At 63.9% G+C, this 12,251-nt stretch carries 14 protein-coding genes; 5 read left to right on the top strand and 9 right to left on the bottom strand.

Annotated features, from left to right (window positions below):
- From rimM to ACFC3J_RS19555, 5 genes are all read left to right on the top strand, one after another.
- Positions 1–440: ribosome maturation factor RimM (rimM, locus tag ACFC3J_RS19535; RefSeq protein ID WP_375197720.1), on the top strand; the 440-nt coding region annotated here is incomplete at its 5' end.
- A 15-nt stretch (positions 441–455) separates the two neighbouring features.
- The gene (locus ACFC3J_RS19540; protein ID WP_375197721.1) at positions 456–728 is read left to right on the top strand and encodes a hypothetical protein; all 273 of its coding nucleotides are present in this window, start codon (positions 456–458) and stop codon (positions 726–728) included.
- Positions 725–1,471, top strand: a complete 747-nt coding sequence (gene trmD / locus ACFC3J_RS19545) for a tRNA (guanosine(37)-N1)-methyltransferase TrmD (protein ID WP_375197722.1) — start codon at positions 725–727, stop codon at positions 1,469–1,471. Before ACFC3J_RS19540 ends, trmD begins: the two co-directional genes overlap by 4 nt.
- The gene (rplS, locus tag ACFC3J_RS19550) at positions 1,468–1,836 is read left to right on the top strand and encodes a 50S ribosomal protein L19 (protein ID WP_375197723.1); all 369 of its coding nucleotides are present in this window, start codon (positions 1,468–1,470) and stop codon (positions 1,834–1,836) included. The genes trmD and rplS overlap by 4 nt, the downstream gene beginning before the upstream one ends.
- 345 nt (positions 1,837–2,181) lie before the next feature.
- A complete protein-coding gene (locus ACFC3J_RS19555; protein WP_375197724.1) occupies positions 2,182–4,656 on the top strand; it encodes a TonB-dependent receptor plug domain-containing protein in 2,475 nt (824 codons plus the stop codon).
- A gap of 38 nt (positions 4,657–4,694) precedes the next feature.
- On the opposite strand, the gene ACFC3J_RS19560 is transcribed toward ACFC3J_RS19555, so the two are convergent.
- The 9 genes from ACFC3J_RS19560 to ACFC3J_RS19600 all read right to left on the bottom strand — a co-directional run.
- Positions 4,695–5,999 carry an MFS transporter gene (locus tag ACFC3J_RS19560; RefSeq protein ID WP_375197725.1) on the bottom strand — a complete coding sequence of 435 codons (1,305 nt, stop codon included), beginning with the start codon at positions 5,997–5,999 and terminating at the stop codon, positions 4,695–4,697.
- Between the two features lies 1 nt (position 6,000).
- Positions 6,001–6,798: a TrmH family RNA methyltransferase gene (locus ACFC3J_RS19565; RefSeq protein ID WP_375197726.1), complete on the bottom strand. Its 798-nt coding sequence runs from the start codon at positions 6,796–6,798 to the stop codon at positions 6,001–6,003.
- Positions 6,799–6,879: 81 nt separating this feature from the next.
- Positions 6,880–7,875: a diguanylate cyclase gene (locus ACFC3J_RS19570; RefSeq protein WP_375197727.1), complete on the bottom strand. Its 996-nt coding sequence runs from the start codon at positions 7,873–7,875 to the stop codon at positions 6,880–6,882.
- Between the two features lie 114 nt (positions 7,876–7,989).
- Positions 7,990–8,262 (bottom strand): HPr family phosphocarrier protein, encoded by a 273-nt coding sequence (locus ACFC3J_RS19575; RefSeq protein WP_020818371.1) that lies wholly within the window; start codon positions 8,260–8,262, stop codon positions 7,990–7,992.
- Positions 8,259–8,663 carry a PTS sugar transporter subunit IIA gene (locus tag ACFC3J_RS19580; RefSeq protein WP_192665690.1) on the bottom strand — a complete coding sequence of 135 codons (405 nt, stop codon included), beginning with the start codon at positions 8,661–8,663 and terminating at the stop codon, positions 8,259–8,261. The genes ACFC3J_RS19575 and ACFC3J_RS19580 overlap by 4 nt, the downstream gene beginning before the upstream one ends.
- Before the next feature lie 23 nt (positions 8,664–8,686).
- Positions 8,687–9,625 carry an RNase adapter RapZ gene (gene rapZ / locus ACFC3J_RS19585; RefSeq protein ID WP_375197728.1) on the bottom strand — a complete coding sequence of 313 codons (939 nt, stop codon included), beginning with the start codon at positions 9,623–9,625 and terminating at the stop codon, positions 8,687–8,689.
- Complete coding sequence (locus ACFC3J_RS19590; RefSeq protein ID WP_375197729.1) at positions 9,622–10,071, bottom strand: HPr kinase/phosphorylase; 450 nt, start codon at positions 10,069–10,071, stop codon at positions 9,622–9,624. The genes rapZ and ACFC3J_RS19590 overlap by 4 nt, the downstream gene beginning before the upstream one ends.
- A 173-nt stretch (positions 10,072–10,244) precedes the next feature.
- Entirely contained in the window at positions 10,245–11,840 is a 1,596-nt protein-coding gene (locus ACFC3J_RS19595; RefSeq protein ID WP_375197730.1) for a stimulus-sensing domain-containing protein, read from the bottom strand.
- On the bottom strand, positions 11,806–12,251 hold a 446-nt coding region (locus ACFC3J_RS19600; protein WP_375197731.1), incomplete at its 5' end, for a winged helix-turn-helix domain-containing protein. The genes ACFC3J_RS19600 and ACFC3J_RS19595, both read right to left, overlap by 35 nt.

Below are 12,251 nucleotides of genomic sequence, written 5' to 3' on the forward strand. Positions count from 1 at the left end.
CGCATGGGGTGACGGGCGAGGTCCGTCTGAAGCTCTTCGGGGAGGGCGTGGAAACGCTCAAATCCTACAAGGGCTTCGATGCGGCGGGGCGCGTGCTGACCCTCAAGTCGGTGCGCCCCGGTCCCAACGGTGCCGTTGCGCGTTTCGCGGAGATTGGCGACCGCAGCGCCGCCGAAGCCCTGCGCGGGATCGAGTTGACCGTGCCGCGTTCTGCCCTGCCTCCTTTGGGGGAAGGCGAATATTATCATGCCGACCTCATCGGCCTGCCCTGCTTCTCCAGCGACGGCGAAGGGCTGGGTAACATCGTCGCGGTCGAGAACTTCGGCGCAGGCGATATCATCGAGGTCGAGCGACCGACCGGCAAGCGCTTCATGGCGCCGATTCATGCGGTGACGATTGCGGATGAGCGGGTTGTCATCGAAGCCGCCTTCGCGGTCTGACGGCGGAGCGCGCGCATGCCCAAAATTCTCGCCGCGCTCTATCTGCTGCTGATGGTCGCCGCAGGCTGGCGGCTCTTCTCCATGAACTGGTCGCGCGGGTTGAAGGCAGGTGCAGCGGTGGCGCTCGTCATGCCCATTCCCATGCTGTTTCTGCTGCCCGCCCTGATGCAGCCTGAGCGGCCCTTTGCCGATCTGTTGCGCGCAATCGGGATCGCTCTGATGCTCGGCGGCGGGGTGTCGTTGCTGGGCGGCATGGCCGGTGCATGGCTCAAGGTGCGCAGGGCGTGAGCTTTCGCGCGCAGATTCTGACTCTTTACCCGGAGATGTTTCCGGGGCCGCTGGGCGTGTCGCTGGCCGGGCGGGCGCTGGCCGAGGGGAAATGGACCTGCGATCCCGTCCACATCCGCGACTTTGCGACGGACAGGCATCGCACCGTGGACGACACGCCCGCGGGCGGTGGCGCGGGCATGGTCCTGCGCGCCGACATCCTTGCCCGCGCTATCGATCACGCGCTGGACAAGGCGCCGGACCTGCCTGTCATCGCGATGACGCCGCGCGGCGCGCCGATCACGCAAGGGCATATCCGCCAACTTGCCGCCGGTCCCGGCGCCACCATCCTGTGCGGCCGGTTCGAGGGCTTTGACGAACGTATTTTCGAGGCTCGCCCGGTCGAGCAGATCAGCATGGGCGACATCATCCTCTCCGGCGGAGAGATGGGTGCGCTGATGCTGCTGGATGCTTGCATCCGCCTGCTTCCTGGGGTAATGGGCGCCGCTTCCAGTGGGGATGAAGAGAGCTTCGAAAGCGGCCTTCTCGAATATCCGCACTACACCCGGCCCGTCATATGGGAAGGGCGCACGATCCCTGAAGTGTTGCGATCGGGGGATCATGCGAAGATCGCCGCCTGGCGGAAACAAAGGGCGGAAGATGATACTCGGCTAAGGCGGCCGGACCTTTGGGAACGCCATATCGGCGTTCGGGACCAGTCGCCCTCTGGCGCGCAACGCGAAAAACAGGACTTGAAGTCATGAACTTGATCCAGCAGATCGAGGCCGAAAACATCGCGGCTCTCGCCAAGGATATTCCGGAATTCCGTCCGGGTGACACGCTGCGCGTCGGCGTGAAGGTCATCGAAGGTGACCGCAGCCGCGTCCAGAATTATGAAGGCGTCTGCATCGCCCGCTCGAACAAGGGCATGGGCAGCAACTTCACCGTGCGCAAGATCAGCTTTGGTGAAGGCGTGGAGCGCGTCTTCCCACTCTATTCGCCGAACATCGATTCCATCACCGTCGTCCGTCGCGGCGTGGTGCGTCGTGCGAAGCTCTATTATCTGCGCGGCCGCACCGGCAAGCGCGCTCGCATCGCCGAGCGCCGCGATGTGCGCAGCGAGGGATAATTCCCGCGCAACTGTCCTTGACAGTTGTAAAAGGATACAGGCGGTGCCCCATCGGGGCGCCGCCTTTTTCTTTTGGTTTTAAAGGCTTGGCGGTTATTTCCGCAAGCGCTCGGATTGATCTGCCAGTCCTGATTTCGCGCCGCAGCAGAAATGCGAATTTCTCTGATGGCGGTTTTATGGCAGCGCTCCGCTTCCAGGGATTACTCAATATTTCCAACGGTCACACCCTTTTGGTCTGACTTGGGGCGAACATCTCTGGAAGTCATTGGGTGGAACAGGGGTAATAATAGCGGAAAATTCCGTCTAGGACAGGCTCTCTTCATTACAGGCCAGGGGGGCGGATTCATGACTAACAGGAATTTGGTTTCCCGTGCCGCCATGGTTGTCGGGCTGTCATCTTGTCCGACAGTTTTCGCTCAGAGCGATTCGCAAGCTGCATCGGCCAATGAAGACGCGGCCATCATCGTCACCGGCACCCGCGCCGTCGGCGTGACCGCGATGGAGAGTGCTGCGCCGATCAAGGTCCTTGACAGCGACACGCTGACCAAGGTGGGGCAGCCGAACCTCAATCAGGTGCTGATGCAGCTTGTTCCGTCCTTCACGGCGGAATCCTTTGGCGACGACACCGCCAATCTGACGCTCGCGGCACGCCTGCGCGGACTCAGTCCCAATCACGCGCTGGTGCTGGTTAACGGCAGGCGCCGTCACGGCACCTCCAACCTGCATGTGCTGAGCGGTCCCTATCAGGGCGGAGCATCGTCCGACCTCGACCTGATCCCACCTGGCGCGATCGGCCGCATCGAGGTGCTGGAGGATGGCGCCGCTGCCCAATATGGGTCCGACGCGATCGCGGGCGTCATCAACATCATCCTCAAGGAGGACAAGGGCGTCATTTCCGGCAATCTGACCGCCGGGCAATATTATGAGGGCGACGGCGAGACCTATTCCGGCAGCATCACCTTCGCGCCAGACATCGGGGACGGCAGCTATCTCAATTTCACCATGTTCCACCGCTTTCACGACTTTTCCCAACGCGGCGGCGTGGATCGCGGCATCTATAATCGCGACGGATCGATCAGCACCGATCTGTCGGCCGCCCATCAGGCCATGGCGGCGATCGGCCTGCCCGGAGCGCCAGGCACCAACCGCATCGTTGGCGATGCCCGGTCCGAACTCGCGACCGTGGTTTATAATGCAGGCCATGATTTCGATGGCATGGAAATCTACGCCTTTGGCAGCTATGGCCGTCGCGACGCGAGCTCCTACCAAAATTACCGCCAGCCCTGGCGCGTTTCGCGCTCCCCGGTGCTGGGCGTAGAGGGCGAGGAAATTCTTTACAGCGCGACCGGCTTCAGCCCACGCCAGGCGATCAAGGAGGATGATTTCTCAAATACCGGCGGAATCAAGGGCGAGGCGGCGGGTTTCCGGTGGGACGTCAGCACGACCTATGGCCAGGATTATGCGAAGCTCTACACGCTCGATTCGGCCAATCGGTCGCTGTTCATCGATACCGGCACGACCCCGTCCAACTTCTATGACGGCTTCCTTAAGGCGTCGGAATGGACGAGCAACATCGATATCGCCAGGGCGATCGAGGTCGGCATGGCCCGCCCGTTCAACCTCGCCTTTGGCGGCGAATATCGGGAAAACAGCTTCCAGATCGGCAAGGGCGACTTTGCGTCCACCTATTTCGAGGGTGGCCAGTCCTATCCGGGCTTCCTGTCGACCGACGCGGGGAAGCACAAACGTCACAACAAGGCCGCCTATCTCGACATTGCGATGAACCTGGTGGGAATGTGGAAGATCGACGGCGCCGTCCGCTACGAGGATTATAGCGATTTCGGCACCAGATGGACCTGGAAGGTGACGAGCCGCGTTGACCTGTCCGATCAGTTCGCGGTGCGCGGCACGGTCAGTACGGGTTTCCGCGCCCCTTCGCTGCTGGAGCAATATTATTCTTCGACCAATGTGGGGCCGACATCCGCCTATGTGCAGCTGCCGCCCAATTCGGCTGCCGCCAAGCTGCTGGGTTATGAGGACCTGAAGCCCGAAACGTCGAAGAATCTCAGCCTTGGTCTGGTCATCCGCCCCGTACCCAAGCTTAACGTCACCATCGACGCCTATCAGGTGAAGGTGAAAGGCCGGATCGTGGGGACGGGTTCGATTCAGGGGCTGGCCGGCGGGGTCGTCGTCAACCAGGCGGTGCTCGACGCGATCGCCGCCCATGGCAATGTGCTCGACCCCTATGTGTTGCAGGTGGGCGACGCGGGAATCAATCTGTTCACCAATGGCGCCGATACCCGAACGCGCGGCGTCGATGTGACTGCCAGCTATTCCTCTGCGATCGGCGCGGGCACCATTCTCTGGTCGCTGTCGGCCAATTACAACTCGACCAGGATCACCAGATTACGCATTCCCGAAGCGCTCTACGCGGAGGACGCACGTTCCGTTCTCGAAGATGCCTCGCCCAAATACAAGATCATCGGCGGTGCACTGTTCACCTTGGGCCGCCTTAGCATCAACCTGCGCGAGACGGTCTTTGGCCAGGCGTCGGAGGTCGTGATCTTCGGAACCACCAACCCGACCGTTAAGGTGCCCGCCGCCGCGATCACCGATCTGGAGGTGGGCTATGATCTGACCCGGTCGGTCAAGCTCAGCCTGGGCGCAAACAATCTGTTCGACAAGAAGGCGCCCACCACGCCCAATGACGCAAGCGACAACCCGATCGATGGCGCCCGCGTGCTGGACGCGCCCCTGTCCTTCACGCCCTATGGCATCAATGGCGGTTATTATTACGCCCGCATCAATTTCAGCTTCTGACGGAGCGGGGGCGGCTGGCTTTCGCCTTGGCGACCGCTTCAATCTGACGTGCGTCGCTGATCCCGGCTGGTGAACCAGAGCCCGCCAAGGCTGATAGCCGCCGCCGCTGACATATAGAGGCCGACCAGCGCCACACCCTGCATGCCGATCAGCCATGTGGCGACGATCGGCGCCAGCGCGCCGCCGATTATTCCGCCGAGGTTGAAGGCGAAGGAGGCGCCGGTATAGCGCAACTGCACGGGGAACAGGTGCGGCAGATAGGCGCCGAGCGGCCCGTAGACGAAGCCCATCAGGAACAATGCAAGGCTAAGGATCAGGAAGATCGGCAGCAATTGCCCGGTGCCCATGGCGGGGCCGAAGACCATGCCCATCAGCACCGTGCCGATGCAGCCCGCGGCCAGCACGCGGGTCGGGCTTGTCCTGTCCGACCACCAGCCCGCTATGACGATGCTGAGTGCCATAAACAGGATAGCGCCGAGCTGGATGGCCAGAAAGGTTTCCCGGTCGATCTTCAGCGTCGTCGTGCCGTATCCAAGCGCGAAAGCCGTCGCGATATAATAGACCGCAAAGCAGGCGGCGCAGGCGAAAGTGCCTGCAATGGCGGCGCCCAGATGGCTGCGGAACAGGGTCGCGAGCGGCACGGCGGGAGGGGGCGACTCTGCCCTGGCGGCGGCAAATTCGGGCGTCTCGGTGAGCTTGAGCCGTATCCAGAGGCCCAGGAACACCAGCACCGCGCTGCCGAGGAAGGGCAGGCGCCAGCCCCAGGCGAAGAAGTCCCTGTCGGAAAGGAAGAGGCCGAGCAGCAGGAATAGTCCATTGGCGGCGATGAAGCCGACCGGCGCGCCCAGTTGCGGGAACATGCCGAAGCGCGCCCGCCAGCCCGGAGGCGCATTTTCCACCGCCAGCAGCGCCGCGCCACCCCATTCACCGCCCAGACCGAAGCCCTGACCGAAACGCAGGAGGCAGAGGATCAGCGGCGCCCACCAGCCGATCGTCTGATAGGTCGGCAGGAAGCCGATCGCCAAGGTCGAGCCGCCCATCAGCATCAGCGATGTTACCAGCGTCGCCTTGCGGCCGATGCGATCGCCATAATGGCCGAACACCGCTGCGCCCAGTGGCCGGGCGAAGAAGGCGAGAGCGAGGCTGCCATAGGCGGCGAGCAACTGCGCCGAGGGGGAGGAGGCGGGGAAGAATAGCGGGCCAAACACAAGGCTGGCAGCGGTCGCGTAGATATAGAAGTCGTAAAATTCGACCGCCGTGCCGATCAGGCTGGCCGCCAGCACCCGCTTGTGGCGCAATATGGCACCAATCCCACTTGCGTCCACCTGTTCGCCCCTCGCCATTCTATTTCGCCCGCTTCTGATTGAGCAATTCATAGGCCATTACCGCGCAGGCGACCGCCGCGTTCAGGCTGTCCGCCTTGCCCCGCATCGGCATCTTCACCAGCAGGTCGCATTCGGCCTCATAGCTTTCGGGCAGGCCCTGCGCCTCATTGCCGACCAACAGGAAGCTGGGGCTTTGATAGCGGGGTTCCTGATAGTCGTGGGTCGCCTTCAGGCTGGTGCCGATCAGTTCGCCGGGCCCTTCGCGCAGCCAGTGCATGAATTCGCCCCAGCGGGCCTGGGTAATGCTTTGGGTGAAGAGCGCGCCCATGCTGGCGCGCACGGATTCGACCGAGAAGGGATCGACGCAATCGTCGATCAGGATCAGCCCGCCCGCGCCCACGGCATCGCCGGTGCGCAGGATGGTGCCGAGATTGCCCGGATCGCGCAGCGACTGGGCGACGATCCAGATATCGGCCCTGCCGCGGTCCAGCTTCGCAAGGGGGGTCAGCCGGTCGCGATAGACGCCGACCACGGCCTGCGGATTATCCTTGCCGCTGATCTTGGACAGAATGTCGGGCGTGGTTTCGATGACGTCGCCGCCCGCCGCCTCCATCGCCGCGATCAGGTCGACCGCGAGCGGATGCGTCGATCCGGCGTGAAACAGCATTTCGGGCAGCACGCCTTCCTCGCGCGCTTCGGTCAGTATGCGCAGCCCTTCGGCGAGGAACAGCCCTTCGGCCTTGCGGAACTTCTTCTCGCGCAAGGAGCGGACTCGCTTCACCAGCGGGTTGGAAAATCCGGTGATCTCGCGTGCCACGATCCTGTCTCAAGCCTTTTGAATGTCTGCCGAAGCGGCCTCTCTATAGACGGATCGCGGAAAAGGGTAGGGGGCGGCGCGTCAGGTGGCGTTGCAGCTTTCATGCCTGGCGACGGCGATCCGGTTGCGGCCGGATCGCTTGGCCTCGTAGAGTGCCATGTCCGCCACCGCCAGCCAGCTTTCGCCCGTCGGCCAGTCGCCGCTCAGTTCCGCCACGCCAAAGCTTGCCGTGGCGTGCAGCGGGGGCGCGCCGGGGATTTCCGTCGCGGCGATGGCGTCGCAGAAACGTTGCGCTGCCTTGGTCGCGTCATGCTCGCCCGCTTCGGGCAGCAATATGCCGAACTCTTCCCCGCCCAGCCGGCCAAGCGAATCGCTGGGCCGCTGGAGACTGGTGCAAAGCTGGGCGATGCCGCGGATCACCCGATCGCCGGCGGGGTGGCCGTGCGCGTCGTTGATCCGCTTGAAATGATCGATGTCGAACAGGAGCAGGCTGGCGGGCCGTTGATGGCGCTCGAACAGGGCGATAGCGCGGTTCATTTCATTGAGGAAAGCGCGGCGGGTGAGCGCCCCGGTCAGATGATCGCGCTCGGCGATGCGGCGCAGTTCCAGTTGCTCGACCACCAGCGCCGCCAGATTGCGCAGGATGGCGATCTGGCCTGGGTCGAACTGGCGCGGCACGGTGTCGATCGCGCAGAGCGAGCCAATATTATAGCCGTCGGGCGTTTCCAGCGGGATACCGGCATAGCTGCGGATATTGGGATCGCCCGTCACCAGCGGGTTGTCGCGGAAGCGCGCATCTTCCGTGGCATCGGTGACGACCATCGGCGCGCGCTCCCGAATGGTATGATTGCAAAAGGCGACGTCGCGCGGGGTTTCCTCGGCATCAAGGCCCGACAGCGCCTTGAACCATTGCCGGTCCGCGTCGACGAGCGACACCGCCGAAATGGGCACGCCCAATATGCTGCGCACCAGATCGGTGATGCGGTCGAAGGCAGGTTCCCTCGGCGTGTCCAGAACCTCGTAGCGATCAAGCGCGGCCCTGCGCGCCGGTTCATCCGTCAGCTTGGGATCGAGCATTTGCCAAGACACCTCAACAGGTGACGCAGTTTCCTGCGTCCCGCGACTCTCTTTCTTATCCGGCGATCATCGCCCGGGGATGCTTAACAAAGTTTTGGCGGCGGCAAATCTGCCTTATTCCTCGCCGAACTTGTCCTCGACCAGCGTGACCAGCTTGCCCAGCGAATCGGCCGCTTCCGGGCCGGTGGCGCTGATGGTGATGGAATCGCCCATTGCGGCGCCCAGCATCATCAGGCCCATGATGGAGGTGCCGGTGACTTCGCTTCCATCCTTGCGCACGGTGATCTGCGCGGGCAGGCCACTGGCCAGGGTCACGAATTTTGCGCTGGCACGGGCATGCAAGCCCCGCCGGTTGCTGATCCTGACTTCCTGGCTGATTTCGCTCATGTAGTGCTACCCAACAGTTCCGATGCGACGCTGATATATTTCTGACCCGCTTCCCGCGCGGCGGCAACGGCCTGACGCACGTCCATGACCTTGCGCGCGCTTTCCAGACGGATCAGCATGGGCAGGTTGATGCCCGCGATCACCTCGATCTCGCCCGCTTTCAGCAGCGAAATGGCGAGGTTGGAGGGGGTTCCGCCGAACAGGTCGGTCAGCAGGATCACGCCCGATCCATCATTGACCCGCTCGACCGCGCCCGCAATGTCGGCGCGCCGCATCTCCATATCATCTTCAGGACCGATGCAGATGGTTTCGATCTGCTGCTGCGGACCGACCACATGCTCCATCGCGACGACAAATTCCGTCGCCAGCGCCCCATGGGTGACAAGTACCAGTCCTATCATCTACTTACGTGGCCCACCTGTTTTCATGATATTGCTTTCGGGCCTCCCGGTCTGCGCTTCTCCAGGGCGTCCTGGGGCGCTGATTCCATATTGCGGTGCGAGACCGTGGGCGAAAAGCCCGCGTCTTGCAAGTATCTCGCGACACGTTCGGCGACATGAACCGACCGGTGCCGCCCGCCCGTACAGCCGAAAGCGACGGTAATGTAGCTTTTTCCGCTCTCCGCATAACGGGGCAGCAGCAGGGTCAGCAATTGCTCGATCCGTTGCAGCGCCTCCTCATAAGCGGGGTCGCCCATGACATAGGCGGCGACGTCGGGATCAAGGCCGGTCCTGGCGCGCAGGGATTCGTCCCAATAGGGATTGCGCAGAAATCGCATGTCGAACATCAGGTCGGCATTCAGCGGCACGCCCCGCGAATAGCCGAAGGACAGGATCGTCAGAACCGGGTCCGACAGCCCTTCCCGCGCGAAACGGTTGCGGATTTCCTGCTGCAAGGCATTGCTGCTCAGGCTGCTGGTGTCGATCACCTGGCTTGCCCAGCGGCGCAGCGGTTCGGTCAGTTCGCGCTCGCGAGCGATGCCATGGGCGGCGGGGCGGTCGGCGGCCAGCGGATGGCGGCGGCGCGTTTCGGCAAAGCGACGCTCCAGTTCCGCGCCCGAACAGTCGAGGAACAGGGTTTCCACATCATGGCCATATTTCGTCCGCAACGCCTTGATGCGCTGGACGATGGCGCCTGCGTCGAATCCGCGCGTGCGCGCATCGATGCCGAGCGCCAGCGGACGGTCATCCCCCTCGTCATGGCCATGGGGAATGGGCGTGTCCAGCAGGCGGTCGAGCAGCACCAGCGGCAGATTGTCGACCACCTCCCAGCCCATATCCTCCAGTGTCTTGAGCGCGGTGGTCTTGCCAGCGCCCGACAGGCCGGAAACGAGCAATATGGTCTTCGGCGCGTCCGGATTCACGACGGTCCCACGCTCCTCAAGCCCATATTCCTGACCGCCAGTTCCACCTTGATGGGCGCGGACGCCTCGAACGGCGCGAGCCGCACCACCGGAACGTCGACCCCGGCAATGGGGCGCATCGCGGGGTCCAGCGGCATGCGCTCAATCGCGTCGCTCAGGTCGACGGCGAGCGCGACCGGCGCATTGTCGGCGTGGGGAACGTCGATCAGGCCCAGGCCGCGCACCTCCATCATGCCCACGATCCGGTCGGGCGCGCGGGCGAACAGGCGACCTTCAATTTCCAGCACGCGGGTATAATCGTCGCTCACCAGAACGGCACCGCGATCGATCAGCCGCAGCGCCAGATCGGATTTCCCCATGCCGCTTGGGCCGCAGAGCAGCACGGCCTGGCCATTGATCGCCACGCTGGTCGCGTGCAGGGTTTCGGAAGAGGGTGTCGACGCCATATCGCCTTATCGCTTTGCCGCCATATTAGCTCTTGTTGGCGCTCGTGAAAATCGAATTGAGCGGGTGCGTCCCAATTAGAGGCAGCCCCAGGAATCTGTCCGGCAATGGGCGGAAGAACGCATTTCGCGGCGGCGCCCACCATGCGCCGATAGGCGCGTTTCCGGACCGCCGCTCATTCCGATGCGATGCCGGGATCGCGCTCCACCGCCATGGGCAGGCGCAGGATGAAGCAGGCGCCGCGCTGGGCATTTTCGCGGTCGGCAATGCTGATCTTGCCCTGATGTCCCTCGACGATCGAACGGGCGATGGCAAGGCCGAGGCCGCTATGCTTTCCGAACGCCTCATTTTCCGGGCGGACGCTATGGAAGCGGCGGAAGACATGCTCGCGCTCTGCCGGGGGGACGCCGGGACCTTCATCCTCCACGCTGACCAGCACTTCCCTGTCCGCCACGGTCGCAACGATCTGGACCAGCCCTCCCTCGGGAGAGAAGGAGACGGCATTGTCGATCAGATTGTCGAGCACGCGAATGATCCGCTGCTCCTCGCCCAGCACGACGGCGACATTCTTGCGCGGCCGGGCAAAGGCCAGCCGCACGCCCCGCGGCACGCCGCGCGCTTCGCGGGCAACGACCATCTTTTCGATCAGCAGGCCGAGGTCGATCGGCTCGAAACGGGTGCGGGACAGCTGGGCGTCGATCCGGGACGCTTCGGCAATGTCGGTGACCAGCCGGTCCAGCCGCCGCACGTCATCCTGCGCGATCGCCATCAACTGTTCCCGCAATTCGGGCTTGTCGACCCGGTCAAGCGCGTCGAGCGCGGAGCGGAGCGAGGCGATGGGATTTTTCAGCTCATGGCTGACATCGGCGGCGAAGGCATCTGTGGCGTCGATCCGCTGGCGCAGAGCATGGCTCATGTCGGACAGGGCGCGGGCCAGCATGCCGATCTCGTCGCGCCGGTCGGGCAGGCGCGGCACCGTGACTTCGCGCGCCCGGCCCAGCCGCACGCGAACCGCGGCGCGGGCCAGGCGCTGGAGCGGCTGGACGATGGTGCGCGCAAGGAAGAGCGAGAGCAGCACCGAAGCCAGCACCGCAGCGGCGAGCACCATGCCCAGGCGAAAGCGCTCGGCCCGGACGATGCGCGTGATGTCGCGGGCATTTTCGGTCGCCAGCAGGCTGGTGCCGTCCTTCACGTTCAACGCCGCGGAAATCATGAAGGTGCGATCGGGCGCGTAGCGATTGAGCGCCTGCGTCTGCCCGGTCTTGCGGGCGATCACGAGTTCGGGCCAGGATTGCGCCCGGTCGACGGCCGGCTCCTCGAAATTGGGCGGGCGATCGGCGGAAACGACGCGATCGATCGCCTTGTCAAGGAAGCGGGCGACATGGCGCTGCCATTCCTCCTCTTCCGGCAGGCGCAGGCGGTAGCGGGGCGCGTTCATGCTGAAGCTGTCCGCGACCAGCCGGCCTTCCCGGTCATAGCGACGAACCCGGTCGCCGGTCTGCCGGGAATAGGCCGCGATCAGGGCGTTCTGCCGGTCGGCGGGGGCGTTTTCCAGGCCAATGGCAAGCAGCTTCAATTCGCGCGCGGACTGTTGCAGCCGGTCGTCGACGATCCGCGTGCGATAGCTGTCGAGATAGAAGAAACCGCCCGCCAGCAAGGCAAGCGCGAACACGTTGACCGCCAGGATGCGCGGGGTCAGGCTGATCCGGCCGGACCAGCCCCATCCCACGCCTCCGTCAGACTTCTTCGGAGAAACGGTAGCCGGCGCCATATAGGGTATCGATTGCGTTGAATTCGGAGTCGACTTCGCGGAACTTGCGGCGAAGGCGCTTGATGTGGCTGTCGATGGTGCGATCGTCGACATAGACGTCATCCTGATAGGCGGCATCCATCAACTGGTTGCGGTTCTTGACCACGCCCGGACGGGTGGCCAGCGTTTCCAGAATGAGAAATTCGGTGACGGTCAGCGTGACGTCGCGGCCGTTCCATTTGACCCGGTGGCGGGCGGGGTCCATTTCCAGCCGGCCGCGCACGATGGGGTCGGCGACCGGCTCGTCAGGCGGGCTGTCGGTACGGCTGAACTCGGCGCGGCGCAGGATCGCCCGGATCCGCGCGATCAGCAACCGCTGCGAAAAAGGCTTCGAGATATAGTCGTCAGCGCCCATGGCGAGGCCGAGCGCCT

The sequence above is a fragment of the Sphingobium sp. genome (assembly GCF_041987595.1).
Classification (GTDB): Bacteria; Pseudomonadota; Alphaproteobacteria; order Sphingomonadales; family Sphingomonadaceae; genus Sphingobium.